General features: G+C 45.7%; 16 protein-coding genes. 8 read left to right on the forward strand and 8 right to left on the reverse strand.

All coding sequences use genetic code 11. From position 1 onward, the window contains the following. Positions 1-121: 121 nt before the first annotated feature. Positions 122-784 (reverse strand): L-threonylcarbamoyladenylate synthase, encoded by a 663-nt coding sequence (locus ACL6C3_RS06675; protein ID WP_413166383.1) that lies wholly within the window; start codon positions 782-784, stop codon positions 122-124. A gap of 105 nt (positions 785-889) precedes the next feature. On the opposite strand from ACL6C3_RS06675, the gene larC reads away from it, so the two are divergent. The 3 genes from larC to ACL6C3_RS06690 all read left to right on the forward strand — a co-directional run bounded on the left by larC (position 890) and on the right by ACL6C3_RS06690 (position 4081). Then, on the forward strand, positions 890-2164 hold the full coding sequence (larC, locus tag ACL6C3_RS06680; protein WP_413166384.1) for a nickel pincer cofactor biosynthesis protein LarC: 1275 nt from the start codon (positions 890-892) through the stop codon (positions 2162-2164). A gap of 495 nt (positions 2165-2659) precedes the next feature. Further along, positions 2660-3862: a hypothetical protein gene (locus ACL6C3_RS06685; protein ID WP_413166385.1), complete on the forward strand. Its 1203-nt coding sequence runs from the start codon at positions 2660-2662 to the stop codon at positions 3860-3862. A gap of 6 nt (positions 3863-3868) precedes the next feature. After that, the gene (locus ACL6C3_RS06690) at positions 3869-4081 is read left to right on the forward strand and encodes an NACHT C-terminal helical domain 2-containing protein (RefSeq protein ID WP_413168274.1); all 213 of its coding nucleotides are present in this window, start codon (positions 3869-3871) and stop codon (positions 4079-4081) included. Between the two features lie 98 nt (positions 4082-4179). Here the strand turns inward: ACL6C3_RS06690 and ACL6C3_RS06695 are convergent, their stop codons facing one another. After that, positions 4180-5034 carry a neutral zinc metallopeptidase gene (locus ACL6C3_RS06695; protein ID WP_413166386.1) on the reverse strand — a complete coding sequence of 285 codons (855 nt, stop codon included), beginning with the start codon at positions 5032-5034 and terminating at the stop codon, positions 4180-4182. Positions 5035-5479: 445 nt separating this feature from the next. Here ACL6C3_RS06695 and ACL6C3_RS06700 point away from each other — a divergent pair, with 445 nt between their 5' ends. Together ACL6C3_RS06700 and ACL6C3_RS06705 are read left to right on the forward strand one after the other, a co-directional pair. Next, positions 5480-5926, forward strand: a complete 447-nt coding sequence (locus ACL6C3_RS06700) for a J domain-containing protein (protein WP_413168275.1) — start codon at positions 5480-5482, stop codon at positions 5924-5926. 30 nt (positions 5927-5956) lie between these two features. Then, positions 5957-6250, forward strand: coding sequence for a DUF3143 domain-containing protein (locus ACL6C3_RS06705; RefSeq protein WP_413166387.1), 294 nt, complete (start codon positions 5957-5959; stop codon positions 6248-6250). A 34-nt stretch (positions 6251-6284) separates the two neighbouring features. On the opposite strand, the gene ACL6C3_RS06710 is transcribed toward ACL6C3_RS06705, so the two are convergent. The 3 genes from ACL6C3_RS06710 to lysA all read right to left on the reverse strand — a co-directional run bounded on the left by ACL6C3_RS06710 (position 6285) and on the right by lysA (position 9598). After that, positions 6285-7034: an isoprenyl transferase gene (locus ACL6C3_RS06710; protein WP_413166388.1), complete on the reverse strand. Its 750-nt coding sequence runs from the start codon at positions 7032-7034 to the stop codon at positions 6285-6287. Further along, the gene (cdaA, locus tag ACL6C3_RS06715) at positions 7031-7948 is read right to left on the reverse strand and encodes a diadenylate cyclase CdaA (protein WP_413166389.1); all 918 of its coding nucleotides are present in this window, start codon (positions 7946-7948) and stop codon (positions 7031-7033) included. The genes ACL6C3_RS06710 and cdaA overlap by 4 nt, the downstream gene beginning before the upstream one ends. 240 nt (positions 7949-8188) lie before the next feature. After that, positions 8189-9598, reverse strand: a complete 1410-nt coding sequence (lysA, locus tag ACL6C3_RS06720; protein WP_413166390.1) for a diaminopimelate decarboxylase — start codon at positions 9596-9598, stop codon at positions 8189-8191. Between the two features lie 276 nt (positions 9599-9874). Between lysA and rimI the strand changes: the two genes are divergently transcribed. Continuing rightward, positions 9875-10486 (forward strand): ribosomal protein S18-alanine N-acetyltransferase, encoded by a 612-nt coding sequence (rimI, locus tag ACL6C3_RS06725; RefSeq protein ID WP_413166391.1) that lies wholly within the window; start codon positions 9875-9877, stop codon positions 10484-10486. Between the two features lie 685 nt (positions 10487-11171). Next, on the forward strand, positions 11172-13649 hold the full coding sequence (locus ACL6C3_RS06730; protein ID WP_413166392.1) for an ATP-dependent Clp protease ATP-binding subunit: 2478 nt from the start codon (positions 11172-11174) through the stop codon (positions 13647-13649). Between the two features lie 124 nt (positions 13650-13773). Here the strand turns inward: ACL6C3_RS06730 and lptC are convergent, their stop codons facing one another. From lptC to metG, 3 genes are all read right to left on the reverse strand, one after another. Next, the gene (gene lptC / locus ACL6C3_RS06735) at positions 13774-14997 is read right to left on the reverse strand and encodes an LPS export ABC transporter periplasmic protein LptC (RefSeq protein ID WP_413166393.1); all 1224 of its coding nucleotides are present in this window, start codon (positions 14995-14997) and stop codon (positions 13774-13776) included. Between the two features lie 10 nt (positions 14998-15007). Next, positions 15008-15625: an NYN domain-containing protein gene (locus tag ACL6C3_RS06740; RefSeq protein ID WP_413166394.1), complete on the reverse strand. Its 618-nt coding sequence runs from the start codon at positions 15623-15625 to the stop codon at positions 15008-15010. Between the two features lie 110 nt (positions 15626-15735). Next, entirely contained in the window at positions 15736-17340 is a 1605-nt protein-coding gene (metG, locus tag ACL6C3_RS06745; protein ID WP_413166395.1) for a methionine--tRNA ligase, read from the reverse strand. Between the two features lie 548 nt (positions 17341-17888). On the opposite strand from metG, the gene ACL6C3_RS06750 reads away from it, so the two are divergent. Continuing rightward, entirely contained in the window at positions 17889-18614 is a 726-nt protein-coding gene (locus ACL6C3_RS06750) for a lysophospholipid acyltransferase family protein (RefSeq protein ID WP_413166396.1), read from the forward strand. The last annotated feature ends 77 nt before the right edge of the window (positions 18615-18691 follow it).

Here is an 18691-nt window from a genome sequence, read left to right on the forward strand (position 1 = left end):
AATACAAAAATATTATTTTTTAAAAGTTCATATTTTGACTCAAATCTTGACTCGATGTAAACATTCATTACCAAACTTCTCCAAAAAGTCTAAGTTTTCTTTCCGGATAAAATAATCTCTTTTACCCCACCCAATTGGCTGCGGCTTCCCATCCTTTCCCCTCGCGGACTAAAATCGGTTCATCCCCGCTCAGATCCAAAATCGTCGAAACTTGATAACCCGGATCGGAACTATCATCAACAATAATATCAACCAACTTTTCTAAACTATCAAACAACTCCGCTTTTCCGACATTTCCATCAATGGGAAGCGCTACCGGAGCCTGTCCTTCTTCTTCATTTGTAATGTGAGCCGAAGTCGAAATAATTGGATTTCCCAACTTTTCAATTAAAGCCAAACAAAAATTATTATCTGGAACTCGAATTCCGGTTGTTTTTCGCTTGGGAGACATCACCAGACGCGGTACCAACTTCGTCGCCGGAAGTAAAAACGTATAACTACCCGGAATTAACCGTTTAATAATTCGATAAGCCGGATCGCTGACCATCGCATAATCAGAAATATTCGATAACGACGAACACAAGAACGTCAACGGTTTATCATTAGAAAGTTGCTTAATTTGTCGCACCCGTTCAACCGCCGACTTCACATTGAGATCGCAGCCGATCGCATAAACCGTATCTGTCGGATAAAGCATCACCGCTCCATCGCGAAGATCGGTAATTACTTTAGCGATCGTCCGTTCTTGAGGGTTTTGGGGATGAACTTCGTAATAAGTTGCCATCGTTTTGAATCTGATTAAAATAATGGTTTAAATTTAAGCATTTTAATTTTAGATTAAAGTGAGAAAGTTAATTCTCCCTTTACCACCAATTACCGACACCAAACCATGACCAAAATCGCCTATTTTCAATGTCCCACAGGTATCGCAGGCGATATGTGCCTTGGCGCCTTAGTTCATGCGGGAGTACCCCTAGAGTACATCAGCGACAACCTCGAACGTTTGGGACTTTCCTCCGAATATCGCCTGTGGGCCGAACCCACACACCGCAATGGTCAGTTCGCCACCAAAGTTCACGTCGATCCGACCCATTCTCCCACAGGTCACACTCATCACCACCATCACGGGGATCATTCTAGCGTTGTTCGCCATCTACCCGACATCGAAAATCTGATTTTATCGGCTCAACTGCCTAAACAAGCAGAAGCCTGGAGTTTAGCGATTTTCCGCCTACTCGCTGAAGCTGAAGGAGCGGTTCACGGCATTTCACCTCAAAAAGTTCATTTTCACGAAGTCGGGGCTACAGATGCCATTGTTGACATTGTTGGGACTTGTTTAGGTTTGGACTGGTTAGAAATTGAACAATTTTATTGTTCGGCTTTACCGACGGGTGGGGGTTTCATTCGGGCGGCTCATGGCCAGCTTCCCGTTCCCGCACCTGCGGTTTTAAAGTTGTTAGAAAGTCGTCAAGTTCCAGTTTACAGCAATAATATTGAAAAAGAATTAGTTACACCAACCGGCGCCGCGATCGCCGTCACTCTCGCTCAAAACTTCGGACAACCGCCGGCGATGTCTATTCAAAAAATCGGTTTGGGTGCGGGTTCGCGAGATTTACCCTTACCTAATATTTTACGACTTTGGATCGGAGAAACTTCACAAACAAATATTTCTCATCACGTTTCTTCCACTTCTAAACATTCTACCCCAGAACCTTCTACTGTTGAAACCATTTCGGTTTTAGAAACTCAAATAGACGATCTCAGTCCCCAAGCGATCGCCTTTACTTTAGAAGAATTATTTTCAGTCGGGGCGTTGGATGTATTTACCCAACCCCTAACCATGAAAAAATCTCGCTTGGGAGTGTTATTAACGGTGATTTGTCATCCCGAAAAACAGACGGTTTGTGAGGATATCTTATTTAAAAATACCACAACATTGGGCATTCGTTCGAGTCAACAACAACGGCGTATTTTACAACGAGAAATGCAAATTGTAGACACGCCTTACGGTTCGGTTTCTGTCAAAGTTGCCTATTCGGGAAAAACAGTCACAAACGTTCAACCCGAATATGAAGACTGTGCTAAATTAGCCCGACATCATCATATAAGTTGGTTAGATGTTCACCGAACCGCATTAGAAAATTGGTACAATTCAAAAAGCTAGTTGTTGGGCTAGTTGTTGGGCTAGTTGTTGGGCTTCAGCCCAAAAAATAATGCGCTGAAGCACAACTACGAACAATGGGTGTATCAGTTAAATCAGATTACCATAGCAAGCGAGACGCTTGCACTATTGTTTCCATTTCTTTTTGAAATGCTATATAATAACATTACCTCATCTGAACTACTTGAGTTTAAGCTGAAAATATGGAGGAGATAAAATACCCACTCCATACTAGCTGAACAATTTTTTAAACAAAAAAGAATAGAGTGTTGGAAAATATTTGTTGGTATAAAATCTCAATATATTACTCCAGTAGAACAGAAAATATGGTCTTTACTCAATCCAGATAAACCATATAATTCTGACTTCGATCTCCAGACTTTATTACATAGTTTTAACCGTAAACTAAAAGAACGTAGAATTGGGATTTTAATCGATAATCTTGAACCCGCATTAAAAAAGGGTAAGCTACTTGAAAATCATCATCGCTATGTCGATTTGTTAATTTTACTCAGTCATCCAGAAGTTAAGTCTATTACGTTAATTACAAGTCGTGAATGTTTGAAAGAATCTAAAGTAAGAGTAGCTGATGCTTATTATGGATTACCTGGCTTAGAAAAAACTGAATGGCAAGAATTTTTTAATTATTATCAGATCAAAACTGATTCTCCTGCTTTTCATAAGTTGTATGAAGCCTATGGCGGAAATACTAAAGCAATGGAAATCCTTTGTGGAGCAATTCTAAGACCGCCTTTTAATGGAAATCTAGATGCTTATTATCAAGAAAATAAAGAAGATTTACTAATTGAAGGCGAACTAGAAGATTTAGTTGCGAGTCAGTTTGAACATTTGAGTAAAAATGATGAAGAAGCCTATAAACTTCTTTGTCGTTTGGGAATATACAGTTATCAAAACACCGATTTTTTGCCTCTTATCGCTTTAAATGTTGTGCTTTGGGATGTTCCAAAGCATCGAGTAAAAAGGGTTATAAAATATTTGCAGGATTGCTTTTTGATCAAAACTCAAACACAAGAAATTATAAAGGATAATTTTTATCAGATATTTGAGATTCACCCAGTAATTTTATCTGAAGCATTATCAAGATTATATTCTTGCACCAGTAATATAGGAGATATTGTGTTTTTAATGAAGCAAGAAATTGACAGCTTTGTTGAAAATAACACTGAAATACAAACGATATTAAAAAGGGTGAGCAAAAAATCGGACTTAATTTTTAAACAAATAAATATAAGATATAAGAAAGGATCTATTCGCTCGTTTTATTTATCGCAATATTTTGAATTTTTTACCTCTTCATCATTTGGTACTAATGGACGTTATCTTGTACTATCAAGAATTATTGATGGTTGTTTTCCAGGAATTATAGGAGTAAGCTTTGGTTCTAGAAATGTTCCCAAAGAAATTAGACTTGATAATTATCTTTTGATCTGTTTATTATACTTTTTGAAAATTTTATCTCTTATTCAAGAATCTGATGAAATAAAAAGTCATACATTTATAAATTCCAGTGCTTTGTTTTCAGAGTGCCTCTATGAAAGCTTGGGTTATACGTCCAACATAATCTTTAAGATTATGTCACATAAAATAATATCTGAAATTAACAGCAAGTTGAAAGACATTAAAATTTTAAAAGAATGGTGGATAGAGACGGGGATTAATATGGTCAAAGAATTACAATAATGGACAATTGAAAATAGAGGAATTGGCTACTGCTTTGATTTCAGTGAAGAACAACAGCAAATCCTAAAAGATTACTATGAAGCAAATCTGGTCTTTGTAAAATGTTTAAATAGTCTTCCTGATATTAGTCCTGAAGTTCGGGAAGAAATCGAAGAAACGCTACTACTTCCGATTGAAGAAATTGAAAAATGGAAACAACAACATCGCCCTAACAGTTAAATACTCACAAAAAAGGATCATGTAGCGATTTCTAACAAATCCCCATCAATGAGACTCAAACAACAGGTTGCCAAACCCCTACATGAACCCGAATAAAGTTATAGATTTTCTGTTGCAAAGGTATTACATTCGTCAATATTTCCTGTTTGTAAACCTCGCTGAAACCAACGCACCCGTTGGGCGGAAGTTCCATGAGTAAACGAATCCGGTACCACATAACCTTGAGATTGCCGTTGTAAGCGATCATCCCCAATACTACTCGCCGCATTAATTCCTTCTTCTATATCCCCTTGTTCGAGAATTTGTTCGGCTTTTTGAGTACGATTTGCCCAAACTCCAGCAAAACAATCGGCTTGCAATTCTTGTCGAACAGAAAGATTATTAGCACTCACTTGATCAACTTGACGCTGTAAATTATTCACCTGTTGAGAAATACCCAATAACGTCTGAACGTGGTGTCCGACTTCGTGAGCGATCACATAAGCTTGAGCAAAATCTCCCGGTGCATTAAGATTATATTTTAGTTGTTGATAAAAACTCAAGTCAATATAAACTTTTTGATCGCGAGGACAATAAAAAGGCCCCGTTGCAGCTTCAGCATAACCGCAAGCCGACTCAACCGCATTTCTAAACAAAACTAATTCGGGTTCTACATAAGTTTCCCCTCTTTCCCGAAATATTTTATGCCAAGTATCTTCGGTATAACCGAGAACAACCGAGACAAAATCAACCAATTCTTCTTCTTCAGGAGAACTGGAAGTTATGGTAGAATCTGGATAGGAACTTTGTTGTGGGGATTCTTCGAGAATAATACTCGGATCGATACCTAAAAAGATGGCAGCGATCGCTAAAATAATAGTACCAATACCTCCTCCGATCGCGATACGACCTCCGGGAGAACTTCCCCGTCTGTCCTCCACATTGTCACTGCGGCGCCCCAATTGCCAACGCATAGATCATCACCCTCCCGACGATTTTTTTGAGATCAATAAAATCAAAATCAACTTAATATTAAACCGAAAAAAGCCCTTTCTTCTCTGTCAAACGGAAGAAACCGATCTCTACCTTAATCTCAATAAATCAGAGGAACTTGTCAAAAGTAGAGAATCACCTTTCTCGCCAAAAAGAATCGGCTAAAAAAATGTAACTCGAAGAAACACCAGCGTTCAACTCAGAACCCTTTGACAACAGTTAAGAAAGTTTTGGGGCGATCGCTTGCGAATCTTGGGGAGACAGTGTAAAAATAGATTGAACAAATGTAAATCTTCTGTTTACCTTGAGATTACCGTGACGGGTCAGAAAGCCAATTCACGCGCTCACAACCGCTCCGCCTCAGCACATCAGTCATTGGCTGATAGCTACTACGGCTTGCTAGGGCTGCATCCATCCGCATCCGCGATCGAAATTCGTCGCGCCTACAGGGAACTCAGCAAGCGCTACCATCCCGATACAACAGAATTATCAAAACCCGTCGCGACAGCCAAATTTCAACAGCTAAACGAAGCCTACGCAACCCTCAGCAATCCCCAACGGCGTCAGGCATACGATCTCAAAATCGGCTATTCTCGTTACAATGTGATTCAACCTTCCTATCCGTTTGATCGCACAGACAATAACAGCAAATACCGTGTATCCTCCTCGGCTTATCTCGATCCGACAGATCGCCCGTTATCAGCCGGAGAACTGTTTGCAGTCCTGATGATGGCCCTCAGTTTGATCGCCTGTCTGATCCTGGCGATCGCCATCGGTTTAACCCGTTCTGAGGTAAGCTTAGAACCAATACAACCCCCCGGAGTTTTGATCGAGAATCTGATCCTGATCATTGCCCAGGGAAAACCAACTTAAAATTAACGACAAACCGATAACAAAACGACCATGATGACTATTCTTGACAATCTAGACCTTCCGAGTCCCGAAACGCCCCTGTACAATCATACCCTTCCGAAAATCGAAGCTTGGTTGCGTAATCAAGGCTGTCATCAAGACAGCAAAGAACTCAACGCTTGGTCTATCGAAACCCCCACTTGGAAAGCCCAACTCTGGCTGGATGTCGAACAAATCTCAGTCCGTTATATCGGTGCCGGAGAAGGAAACCAAGATATCCAACGCTCCTTCAAATATTCCCTGAGTCGCCAGGATATCGAAGAAGCCGTTTTTACAGGACCCTAAGAGCCGTTGGACACCTTAGCGGTGGGGGGCGGCTTCAAACTTTGCCAAACCGCCGTTCCCGTTTTTGATAGGAACACAGGGCTTGATGAAATTCCGAGCTATCAAAATCCGGCCACAAGGTATCGGTAACATAAATTTCAGCATAAGCCATTTGCCAGAGTAAGAAATTACTAATCCGCATTTCTCCGCTGGTGCGAATCAGCAAGTCGGGGTGAGACAATCCGGCGGTATAAAGATGTTTTTCAAATAAAACTTCATCTATATCATCAGGATTTAACTGTCCTTGCTGAACTTGAGTGGCAATTTCCCGACAAGCCCGGATAATTTCTTGACGCCCGCCATAGTTGGTCGCCACGTTAAACACAATGCCGTGATTGTTGCGCGTAGACTGCATTGATTCTTCAATCTTAGCCTGTAAAGAGGCCGGCAACGCATTCAAATTCCCCACGAACTGAATTCGCACCTCCTCCTCCATCATCTCGCGCAGTTCCCGCATTAAAACCCGCTCAAATAAAGCCATCAAAAAATCCACTTCTTCGAGGGGACGGCCCCAATTTTCGGTGGAAAAGGCATAAGCAGTTAAGGCTTCAATCCCCCAATCCCGACAGCAGCGCAGCAGTTCTTTGAGCGTCTCTACCCCCTGGCGATGACCCATTGTACGCGGCCATCCCCGACGTTTAGCCCAACGACCATTACCATCCATAATCACAGCAATATGTTTGGGCAGTCGGTTGGGATCGAGGTCGGCAGGTAACTCGTATACAACCCTTTGCTTTGCAGTCATTGTTTCTCCCGAGAAGCTGATGAACGAAGACGAAATACCCGCGATATTAATGCCCATCCCTTCGATCCTATCTGGCGTTTAAGAGTTCCAATCGAGATCGGAGCAGATGTTCTTTCATCACCAGACGGTCCGGAGCGAGCTTCTAGTAGTTCCTTTAGTTTACTGCTAGTTAGCGGTCGATTCAGAACGCCTTTTTCTGCGAGTGAGATTGATCCGGTTTCTTCTGATACCACAATACACAAACATTTGGCGACTCGCTCTGTAATTCCCATCGCCGCCCGGTGACGGGTTCCCAACTGTCGGGAGGCCATCCGTTCCGACAACGGTAAAATTACCCCCGCCGCCGCCACCCGAGACGCCCGAATTAAAACCGCCCCATCATGGAGTAGGGTTTTGGGTTGAAACAGAGTTTGTAGCAGTTCTTTGGAGACTTCAGCATTGAGCTTGACACCCGGCACCGAAAAGTCCCGTTCATCAATTGGACTTCCGGTTTCAATGATAATTAAAGCACCTGTACGGTTTTGGGATAGCTCTTTAACGGCTTCCACAATTTGATCGATGACGCTATCGGGTTCGGGAATGGCTTTGCGACCCCGGCCAAACAGTTGTAAAACTTCTCCTCGACCCAATTGTTCTAAAAACTGGCGAAATTCCGACTGCAACATGACAGCCATTGCTACAGCAGAACCTGTCACCAAACTATTGAGGGCGATTGATAACAGTCTCAAATTTGCCCAGTTGCTGATCGCTGTAGCCAGCATTAGGATGATAAACCCCCTGACCATCCACAGCGTTCGACGCTCTCCAATGATGACAAGCACCATGTATGCGACAGCAAAGACCAGTCCAATATCAATACTATGAACTAACCAGGACTGCATCCAGCCAGGGTCATTACTAGGACCCGATTTCATTGAACTTGATGAGATTGAGCTAAGTGGTCTTGTATATGGTACAAAGTGAACTGTTGCCAGGTCGAGTCCATTGGGGAAGAGTTCAGCCGTTGACAGGGGTTTGAGGCGTAAAAATTCGGCTCCGCTCAACCCCCAAGAGTATTAATTTCTCAAGATGTCACCCGTTTGGTCACTCTTGACCCCCAATTTCATCGCTTTTCGGAGTGAGTCGCACTCACTCACCGTGTTCTTTACATATCCTTAGAAACCAGCGAGTCGTTCGGGTAAACGATCTTGCCGAATTAAGTCTTGATAGGTTTCTCGTTCTAAAATCAGGTTACTCTCTCCCTGGTCAACTAAAACTGCTGCCGGTCGAGGTAAGCGATTGTAGTTAGAAGCCATGCTGTAATTGTAAGCTCCCGTTGCCAGAACCGCCAAAATATCTCCCGTTTCACAGGGGGGTAATTCGGCATCTTTGATCAAGATATCCCCCGACTCACAGTGTTTTCCGGCGACGGTCACGGTTTCGGTTAAAGGGGCAGACATCCGGTTAGCCAGGACCACCCGATAAACAGATTGATAGGTGATCGGCCGGGGATTATCTGACATTCCTCCATCTACAGCAACATAGGTGCGAATTTCGGGAATTTGTTTTTGAGAACCAACCCGATAAGCCGTAATGCAAGCAGGCCCAATAATCGATCGTCCCGGTTCGCACAGCAGTTTCGGGAGCGGCATATTCTGCTGCTGACAGGCTTTGACCATCGCCTCCGCAACGGTTTGCACCCAAGTTTCAATACTGGGCGGATCGTCGGCTTCTGTATAGCGAATTCCCAATCCCCCGCCAATATTAACTTCTGTAATATTTAAGCCGTACTGACCCGCTTTGGCGATCGCTTCTACCACCACACCGGCGAGATCTTCGTGAGGTTGCAGTTCAAAGATCTGGGAACCGATGTGAGCGTGTAAACCCACGCAACTCAGGGCCGGTTGTTGGGCGATCGCATTAAAAACCGCATCGAATTGATTGGGATCGAAGCCGAACTTACTGTCGAGATGACCCGTGCGGATATACTCATGGGTGTGACATTCAATTCCCGGTGTCAAGCGTACCATCACCCGGATCGGCGAAGAATTCGATCTTTGTTCGGATAACTCGGCTAGCATCTGTACATCCAGCCAGTTGTCGATCACAATTGTGCAACCGGTGTCTATGGCTAAGATCAGTTCCTCTCTGGATTTATTATTCCCGTGCAAATAGAGCCGGTTCGGACTGACATTGGCGGCGATCGCGGTGTAGAGTTCACCCCCCGAGACCACATCCAAGCCTAACCCTTCCGATGCGACTATCGCACAAACCGCCAAACAACTCCAGGCTTTGGAGGCATACAATACCAGAGACTCACCGGGATAGTAACGCGCTAAAGCATCTCGATATTGGCGACAAGCGCTGCGAAGGGTTTGTTCGTCTACAATGTAAAGAGGTGAGCCAAATCGCTCCACTAGGAGCCGTACATCACAGCCTCCGATTTCCAGGTGATCTTGGTCGTTCACCCGAGCGCTCAAAGGCAGAAGTTGCTGGTTAGGTGAGCGCGTTTCGGAGGTCGTCTGTGTTGATTGAGGTAGATATTGGAGTCCTGACTTTTCCACGCTTGTGTATATTGAGTTCATCTCGGTCAGCCACTACCCGCCCCACCGCATGGTCTCCGGTTTGGCAGGGTGATTCCCTCTGCTAACCGAGGTCAGCTTTGCTCCCGTCGGAGTTTAAATTTTGTGCCGGGTCTCGACCCAAACACAAACTTAGTGTACTGTTGGTTTCAGCTTGATTGAACTGTGCAGTTTCACTCAGGCGGGTCAATGACCACCTAGATTGTACATCAAAACGGAGGCTAAACCATCATCGGGCAACGCCTTCTATCTAAACATTGTTTGAAGAATTAAGATCGCGTGGTTTGGTTAAAACTTCAAGCTTTAACTTCCGAACACCTTCCCGCCGCCGCCGAACTCGATCGCCAGTGTTTGGGGGGACTGTGGACGCTGGCTGGTTATCAGCGGGAGTTAGAAAGTCCCAATAGTGATTTGTTGGCCTGGGTCGTAGATGAGGAAGGGGAAGAAACAGCCCCCAACGGGCATAATTTCGCGTTTGACCTGCCCGGAGTTCCCTTCAGACCGGAAACCTCCCTGGTCGGGGTCGGCTGTCTGTGGGCGATTTTAGAGGAAGCTCATATTACCTTACTGTTGATTCATCCCGATTATCAAGGGCGGGGTTTGGGACAGGCCTTGCTGTACGCTTTACTCAAGTCCGCTTGGCATCGGCAACTGGAGCGGGCCACCTTAGAAGTCCGCGTCTCCAACTCGGGGGCGATCGCACTTTACCAAAAATTTGGCTTTAAACAAGCCGGACGCCGACGCCACTATTATCCCGACACCGGAGAAGACGCCCTGATCCTGTGGAGAAGCGGCTTACAGCATCGCGAGTTTAGCCGCACCCTCGGGAGTTGGTCTCAAGACATTCGCTCGCGCCTGCGCCAACCCCAACCGAAAACATATCAAAATTAAACCCTTCGCAGTCTTAAGAAAATTTTTGTATTCAAGACTCGATTGGGGGCGAAAAGTTCGACAATCGCTTTTTGATAGAATTTGAGTAGGTTGTGGAAAATCTCTCATCCGTTGGGGCAACAATCGGTTCGGGAAAGAACCCCGGACAGTTCCCCAACTGATTGTGCTAGAATCCATCATTAAATCTAAAACAAACTGTGTTTAACGAATGACTCAAGAGACAACCTCTATACAGAATGAAAATTCAGTTGCAAGTAGGTTGGCTCTATGAACAAAGGAACTCGGTGTCTATTTCAACCCCGTTTGAAATCAACCACAGAGTGATTGTTCAATCCTCTTGTCTGTATTCTCCGTTACAGTCATCCTCTGTAAAACTCAAGCCAGAGAATCAACTGTCGATTGCGAGGCAAACTTCAACTGAGAAATCAGCAGAAGTCCCGAGTCAGAAGAACCGGATAAACAGACAAGAATCAAAAAAACGAAGAGAAATCTTCACAAGCTAAAAGGGAAAGGTTGTCGGTCTACTCCTCAATTGGAATTTTCCAGTTGTATAAGACTCAGCAGCCCCAACCTAGAGGCTACCCCAGAAAAATTAAAAATTTTTATGATCGTTTAATTTTTCGGGAGTTGAAAGTGTCACGCTAAAATTAGCGTACGGGTATGCAGCAGGTGGTGGAAATTTGCCATGTTTGAACGCTTCACAGAAAAAGCAATTAAAGTAATCATGTTAGCCCAGGAGGAAGCACGCCGTCTGGGCCATAACTTCGTGGGAACCGAGCAGATTCTTCTCGGTCTGATCGGAGAAGGGACAGGCGTTGCAGCCAAGGTGCTGAAGTCGATGGGGGTTAACCTCAAAGACGCTCGCATCGAGGTCGAAAAGATCATCGGTCGGGGTTCGGGGTTTGTCGCCGTCGAAATTCCCTTCACCCCCCGAGCCAAGCGCGTCCTAGAACTTTCCCTCGAAGAAGCCCGCCAACTGGGTCATAACTATATTGGAACAGAACATCTGCTTCTCGGCCTCATCCGCGAAGGAGAAGGGGTAGCCGCTAGAGTCTTGGAAAATCTGGGAGTAGATCTGTCGAAAGTCAGAACTCAGGTGATTCGGATGCTGGGCGAAACCGCCGAAGTCACGGCCGGAGGAAGCAGCAGCCGCACCAAGACCCCAACTTTAGACGAGTTCGGCTCGAATTTAACCCAAATGGCCTCCGAAGGGAAGCTCGATCCCGTGGTCGGCCGTCAAAAAGAAATCGAACGGGTGATCCAAATTCTCGGCAGACGGACCAAAAACAACCCCGTCCTGATCGGAGAACCGGGGGTCGGTAAAACCGCGATCGCCGAAGGATTGGCCCAGCGCATCGCCCAAAACGATGTTCCCGATATTTTAGAAGAAAAACGAGTCGTCACCCTCGACATCGGTTTATTGGTCGCCGGAACCAAATATAGAGGGGAATTTGAAGAACGGCTGAAAAAAATTATGGATGAGATCCGCTCGGCCGGTAATGTCATCCTGGTGATCGACGAAGTTCACACCCTGATCGGTGCCGGTGCCGCCGAAGGGGCGATCGATGCGGCAAACATCCTCAAACCCGCTCTGGCCCGAGGAGAACTGCAATGTATCGGCGCGACCACCCTCGACGAGTACCGCAAACACATCGAACGGGATGCGGCCTTAGAACGACGCTTCCAGCCCGTGATGGTCGGCGAACCCACCGTTGATGAAACCGTAGAAATCCTTTACGGTCTGCGCGAGCGCTACGAACAGCACCACAAGCTGAAAATTTTGGACGAGGCTTTAGAAGCCGCCGCCAAACTGTCTGATCGATATATCAGCGATCGCTATTTGCCCGACAAAGCCATCGACTTGATCGATGAAGCCGGCTCTCGCGTCCGTTTAATTAACTCCCAACTGCCTCCGGCGGCCAAAGAACTCGATAAAGAACTGCGTCAGGTTCTCAAAGAAAAAGACGACGCCGTTCGCTCCCAAGACTTCGACCGGGCCGGAGAACTTCGCGATCGCGAAATGGAAATCAAATCTCAAATTCGCGCCATCGCCCAAAGCAAAAAATCGGAAACCCGTACCGACGAGGACGATTCCCCGATGGTGACGGAAGAAGATATCGCCCACATTGTCGCCAGTTGGACCGGCATCCCGGTGAACAAACTCACCGAGTCCGAGTCCGAAAAACTGCTGCACATGGAAGATACTCTCCACCAGCGCCTGATCGGTCAAGAAGATGCGGTCAAAGCCGTTTCTCGCGCCATTCGTCGCGCTCGGGTGGGCTTAAAGAACCCCAACCGACCTATTGCTAGCTTTATCTTCTCAGGCCCGACAGGAGTTGGTAAAACCGAATTAACCAAGGCTTTGGCGTCTTATTTCTTCGGATCGGAAGAAGCGATGATTCGCTTGGATATGTCCGAATTTATGGAGCGTCACACCGTTTCCAAGCTGATCGGTTCGCCTCCCGGTTATGTCGGCTACAACGAAGGCGGTCAGTTAACCGAAGCCGTCCGTCGTCGTCCTTATACGGTGGTTCTGTTCGACGAAATCGAAAAAGCCCACCCCGATGTCTTCAATATGCTGTTGCAAATTCTTGAAGATGGACGCTTGACCGATGCCAAGGGTCGGACGGTAGACTTCAAGAATACCCTGATCATTATGACCTCCAACATCGGATCGAAGGTGATCGAAAAAGGTGGCGGCGGTTTAGGATTCGAGTTCGCCGAAAACGAAGCCGATGCTCAGTACAACCGTATTCGCAACTTGGTGAACGAAGAACTCAAGCAATACTTCCGTCCCGAGTTCCTCAACCGTCTCGATGAGATTATTGTTTTCCGTCAATTGACGAAGGATGAGGTTAAGGAAATTGCGGTGATCATGCTCAACGAAGTCTTTAGCCGTCTGACGGAGAAAGGCATCAGGCTGGAAATCACAGATCGGTTCAACGAGCGCTTGGTTGAAGAAGGGTATAACCCCAGCTACGGCGCCCGTCCGTTACGTCGGGCGATCATGCGGTTGCTCGAAGATAGCTTGGCCGAAGAAATTCTCTCTGGTCGGATCAAAGAAGGCGACACCGCGATCGTCGATATTGATGCCGATGGCCAGGTGCAAGTGATGCCGGGAGAGAAAGAGAAGCGGGAACTCTTACCCCAAGGGGCCGAATAACCCGATAATCGCAGATTAACGGTTTGGGGTGCGGCGATCCCGTACCCTTTTTTTTGATTCTTTTTTTGATTGGATTTCAAAAACCCGGTAACTGAATATCAACCGGGTTTTTATGGCCGCGGAGTTAGGGAACAAATTCAGTGACCACCTGATCCCCGTTTTGGCCGCCGCTGACCACAATGGTATTATTGGTAAACTCGCCGACCGCCCGCTCCCCGGTTAAGGTCAAAGGGGGATCGATTTGGCGGTAAACCACATCTCCTTGAGCTTGAAACTGTTGTTGAGAGACAGACCAGGTTAACTGCTCGGTGTTTAACTGAGCTTGACGTTTTTGACCGATCCCGATTACATTTCCGACCAAATCAAACTGTTCGGCTTTGAGATCGCCCCATCCTTGGTTGGCTGTTACCGTGACTTGTTCTTCACGATGGATAATGGTAATGGGTTGGGGAGATTCTATTTTTTGCTGTTCATACTGCCATTTAATTTGATTGCTGGCAATTTGCAAAGGCGGCTCTGACATGGCGATCTGCACATTTTTTTTCAGGTCGGCGAGTTCAGTTTTGAGATCGACGATCGCTTCGCCGGCGACTGCGCGATCGGTCACGGTTTGCTCTTGATAGCGATCCACTTCTACTCGAACTTCGGCAATCAGTTTTTCTTGTTCCCACTCCCAAATAATATGATCGGTGCGTAACTGGATCAGGGGATCTTTGACATTAACTTTAACTTGATTCCAAAACTCGATCCGTTTTTCTTTGTTAAAGGCTTGCACCTCCGAAGCGACAAAGTGAACCTTTTCGTGTTCCCCAGTCACCCCATTGCGAACAATCAAAATCTCCTGATCGACGATCCATTCTAAAAAATTCCCCCGTAAAACCAATCCCCGATCAACATCGGTCGCCACAATATTATTGCGTAAAACAATCCGCTTGCTATCTTGGTAAACTTCTCCGAGTTCAGCTTCGACTTTGTAGAGAAGTTTACCATCGCGAAACAACTCGCCCATCGGTTGAGTCACCTGAGCAACGCGGTTATCTTTACTGTAGCTGGCTTGCTTGGACTGCACTCGCCAGAGTAACTCTCCCTTCTCGTTGGCTTGTTCGAGGGTGACATCATCGAGAGTCAAACTGTTGTCAAACTCCTCTTCGGACTGGGGTTGAGTTTGAGTGACTTCATTTTCGCGCGGTTCTGGGGGGCTACACCCTGAGAGTCCCATGAAAATGAGTATCGCGATCGCCGCAGGTAAAACCTTCCCCGTGACCGAAACCCACTGACCGGGGATCAATTTAGATTGAGTTTGATTCTCAACCGTTTTGAATCTGAAAAACCCCCACCTGTTATTCATAGTTGCGATCTTACGATCCCTCCATTTGTCGGTGATCCATTAAACTCATGCTGGAAAGCGGACGGTAAGGGTAGGTGTTCGGACTGCGAGGATTTTTTTGAATATCTTCTTTGATATTTTCGAGATCGATATAGCGATCGGCGACATTAATTAAACTGTCGCTGGTCATCGCCCGCAAACTGACCACTTCGACCCGCACCCCTCTGTAGCTTACACAGTCCACCGCATAAGCGAGATCTCCATCTCCGCTGACCAAGACCGCCGTGTCGTAGGAACCAACCAAAGCCAGCATATCGACGGCAATTTCTACATCTAAATTGGCTTTTTTAGAACCATCGGGAAGCTGAACCAAATCTTTGGCGATCACCCGGTAGCCATTGCGTCGCATCCACAACAGAAACCCCTGCTGTTTTTCATTGGTGCGATCAACACCGGTATAGAAAAATGAACGCAACAACCGCGATCCCCCGGTCAACCGACACAGTAATTTGGTGTAGTCAATCTCGATCCCCAGTTGTAAAGCCGCATAAAACAGGTTGGAACCGTCAATAAAGATAGCGACCCGACCCCGATTTTCGAGAACTTGTTCGGGCGTAAAAATTTCGCCGTTTTTCATGGGATTAAACATGATTGTTATACCTCGTTTATTATCGAAAGATTGTTTATTGAATGAGTTGTGAAGTCGTCAGATTGAAGACAGATGTGTTATCTTAAGTAAAGCTTAACGATCGCGCCCGGCTATGACGAAAGAGTTTCTGGGAGTTCGAGACGCAGGAAAACCGGTTGGGGTTCAGCAAGCCGTTGATCAGCAGGTAATACTCCCCACTGGGCATGGGTTTCATAGGGTAGTGCGGTCTCAATTGTGGTTTTGTCATTAAAATCAATTGAGAATCCAAGCTGATTATAGATCCGATTGCTGAGATTCGGCGTAATTGGAGACAGAAGGTAAGCCGCTAGTCTAACAGATTCCAGTACCGAATACAGTACGGATTTTACTAAATCTAGCTTTCCTTGCTTGTATAAAGACCAAGGGGCCTGTTCGTCAATGTATTTGTTACCGGCTTGAACAAGATTTAAGATGGCTTCACAGATTTGGCTGAACGCTAAATTTTCATAACCCTGAGCCACAGTTTTCCCCAACGTTTGACCGTAGGATTTTAAAGGATGATCCTCTGCCATAGCTGCCAGATTGACCTCAGGAACACGACCATCAAAGTATTTGTGTACCATCTTCAGGGTTCGATTGAGCAAATTCCCCAGGTCATTGGCTAAGTCTGCATTTAACGTATTGACAAATCGAGTGAGATTAAAATCCCCATCTTGTCCAAATTCTATCTCTTTGAGGAAGTAGTAACGAACTGCATCCGATCCAAACTGACTGACTAACGCTACAGGGTCTAGCGTATTACCCAAGCTTTTCCCCATCTTCTTACCATCTTTGGTGAGAAATCCGTGTCCAAAGATACGACCGGGTAAAGGTAAATCAGCAGACATTAACAACGCCGGCCAAGAAATAGCATGAAAGCGCAAAATATCTTTGCCAATCAAATGCAAATTAATCGGCCACCATTGGGATAAAGCATTCTCTAATGTTGGCTCTTGATCGGAATCAAGTAAAGCCGTGACATAACCCAAAAGCGCATCAAACCAGACATAAATCGTTTGCTTGGGATCGACCGGAACGGGAAATCCCCATTCTAAATTAAGCCGGGAAATCGAGAAATCTTGTAAACCCTGACCGATAAAACTTAAGATTTCATTACGACGGCTTTCAGGTTCAAGAAACTCGGGTCGCTCTTGGTAGAGGGCTTCGAGTTGCTGTTGGTACTTAGAAAGCCGGAAGAAATAGTTCTCCTCATCGCGCCATTCAACGGGCTTATTGGTATGGATGGGACAGTATTTTTCCGAGATCAGTTCGCGTTCCTCTTTGAATTCTTCGCAAGCCACGCAATACCAACCCTGTTGTTGACTCAGATAGATGTCCCCTTTGTCCCAAAGACGCCCGAAAAACTCTTTAACAATGTCAGCATGGCGAGAAGCCGTAGTCCGACTAAAGCGATCGTATTGAATATCCAGTTTGTCCCAGAGGCTTTCAAAGCTAGAAACAATTTGGTCGCAATGCTCTTGGGGAGAACGGTTGAGCGCTTCCGCCGTGCGCTGAATCTTTTGACCATGCTCGTCGGTTCCGGTGATCAAGAGTACCGATTTTCCTTGCAGACGCTGAAATCTCGCCACGGCATCGGCGGCCATCGTGGTATAAGCACTCCCCACATGAGGCACATCGTTAACATAGTAAAGAGGGGTTGTTAGAGCAAATAAGTTTTCTGTCTGTTTTGGTGTCATTAGATATTCCCGCTGGATATCCCTTCGCTAGTCTTAATCCGATCGGAACCCTCCGATCGCCAGAAATTGAAACTGGGGCGGGGTTTGCCATCGGTTATGCTGTTGAATGTTAGATCCACTAACTTCGACAGCGGCACCGCCCGAACCCCCGTCCGCCCCTAGATTTTTTTTACTTGTATTGGGTCAAAGTTGATTGACTCAAAACTAATTCTAATCATAGCTTAGGGATTAAACTCAATTAATTCTCTCTTGAGTTGCCCAACCGGCTCAACATGACAACAAAGCTTTTATTTTTGGCTATCCCAACCATCAACAACTGCAACTAAACTTTGAAACTATAATACTTTCTTAAATTTTGATCACAGGGGTCACAGGGCTGATAATTGTGATGAAACCGAAAGCCAAGTCGGTTAACAGACATCAGACTGGTGATTGACACCCTTTGAGTAATTCTGTCGGAGGAACGATCCGATCGCCGCTCATGTAAAGTTATATTAAGACAGACCCCTTCTGCTCAAATTCAGACCTACCCAACAAACCTGTTAATTATGTCTTCAGATCAAACCGTGCAAAGTTCGCGCTGGTTGCTCACCGCATTAGGAACGCGGATGTTCCTGCACAATGAAGACCGAATTCCCACGAAAAGTGCGGTATTGGTCGTGAGCAATCACCGTAGCTTTCTAGATCCGATCGTCTTGACGGCCGCTCTGGGTCGTCCGATACGTTTTGCTTGTCATCATTATATGGGCCAAGTGCCACTATTGCGGGAAGTCGTGACCACCTTGGGGGCTTTCCCGCTGCAAGAACCGACCCATCGTTCTCAGCATTTTTTCCATCAAGCCAGTCAACTGTTACAAAATCAAGAAATGGTGGGTGTATTTCCCGAAGGCGCAAGTCCGATGGTTAAAGTCACATCTCCCGATCAAATCGGTTCTTTTCATCGGGGCTTTGCTCATCTGGCTTGGCGAGTTCCGGTTGACGATCTGGCGATTTTACCTGTGGCGATCGCGGCTTTTGATGAAGAATTAATTCGATCGGGTATCCCCTTACAACTGTTAAGCTGGTTTGATCCCTCCGAACCGCTCTTTAATCGTGAGGGTTGGCATCCGATGGTCCTCTACAAACGAACAAATATTCTTGTCGGTCGTCCTTATTGGATTCAACCCCAACAGCAGCAACAATATCGAGGCAAAGGCGCCAGAGAACTTGTTGCTAATTTAACAGCATATTGTGAAGATGAAATTGCAAACTTATTACATCAGGGCTGTATCTAACCCTTTCGGTTAGACTGGTTGATAGCTAACTGAACCCAAGCAAGCTGTCACCCTTTTCAATAAACCGATTTCGGTTG

The organism is Capilliphycus salinus ALCB114379 (assembly GCF_047276495.1).
GTDB lineage: Bacteria > Cyanobacteriota > Cyanobacteriia > Cyanobacteriales > Microcoleaceae > Capilliphycus > Capilliphycus salinus.

What these genes read in the sequence shown, in the direction of transcription:
- ACL6C3_RS06675 (WP_413166383.1), bottom strand. Translation starts at nt 784, where the DNA reads ATGGCAACTTATTACGAAGTTCATCCCCAAAACCCTCAAGAACGGACG.
- larC (WP_413166384.1), top strand. Translation starts at nt 890, where the DNA reads ATGACCAAAATCGCCTATTTTCAATGTCCCACAGGTATCGCAGGCGAT.
- ACL6C3_RS06695 (WP_413166386.1), bottom strand. Translation starts at nt 5,034, where the DNA reads ATGCGTTGGCAATTGGGGCGCCGCAGTGACAATGTGGAGGACAGACGG.
- ACL6C3_RS06705 (WP_413166387.1), top strand. Translation starts at nt 5,957, where the DNA reads ATGATGACTATTCTTGACAATCTAGACCTTCCGAGTCCCGAAACGCCC.
- ACL6C3_RS06710 (WP_413166388.1), bottom strand. Translation starts at nt 7,034, where the DNA reads ATGACTGCAAAGCAAAGGGTTGTATACGAGTTACCTGCCGACCTCGAT.
- cdaA (WP_413166389.1), bottom strand. Translation starts at nt 7,948, where the DNA reads ATGAAATCGGGTCCTAGTAATGACCCTGGCTGGATGCAGTCCTGGTTA.
- lysA (WP_413166390.1), bottom strand. Translation starts at nt 9,598, where the DNA reads ATGAACTCAATATACACAAGCGTGGAAAAGTCAGGACTCCAATATCTA.
- ACL6C3_RS06730 (WP_413166392.1), top strand. Translation starts at nt 11,172, where the DNA reads ATGTTTGAACGCTTCACAGAAAAAGCAATTAAAGTAATCATGTTAGCC.
- lptC (WP_413166393.1), bottom strand. Translation starts at nt 14,997, where the DNA reads ATGAATAACAGGTGGGGGTTTTTCAGATTCAAAACGGTTGAGAATCAA.
- ACL6C3_RS06740 (WP_413166394.1), bottom strand. Translation starts at nt 15,625, where the DNA reads ATGTTTAATCCCATGAAAAACGGCGAAATTTTTACGCCCGAACAAGTT.
- metG (WP_413166395.1), bottom strand. Translation starts at nt 17,340, where the DNA reads ATGACACCAAAACAGACAGAAAACTTATTTGCTCTAACAACCCCTCTT.
- ACL6C3_RS06750 (WP_413166396.1), top strand. Translation starts at nt 17,889, where the DNA reads ATGTCTTCAGATCAAACCGTGCAAAGTTCGCGCTGGTTGCTCACCGCA.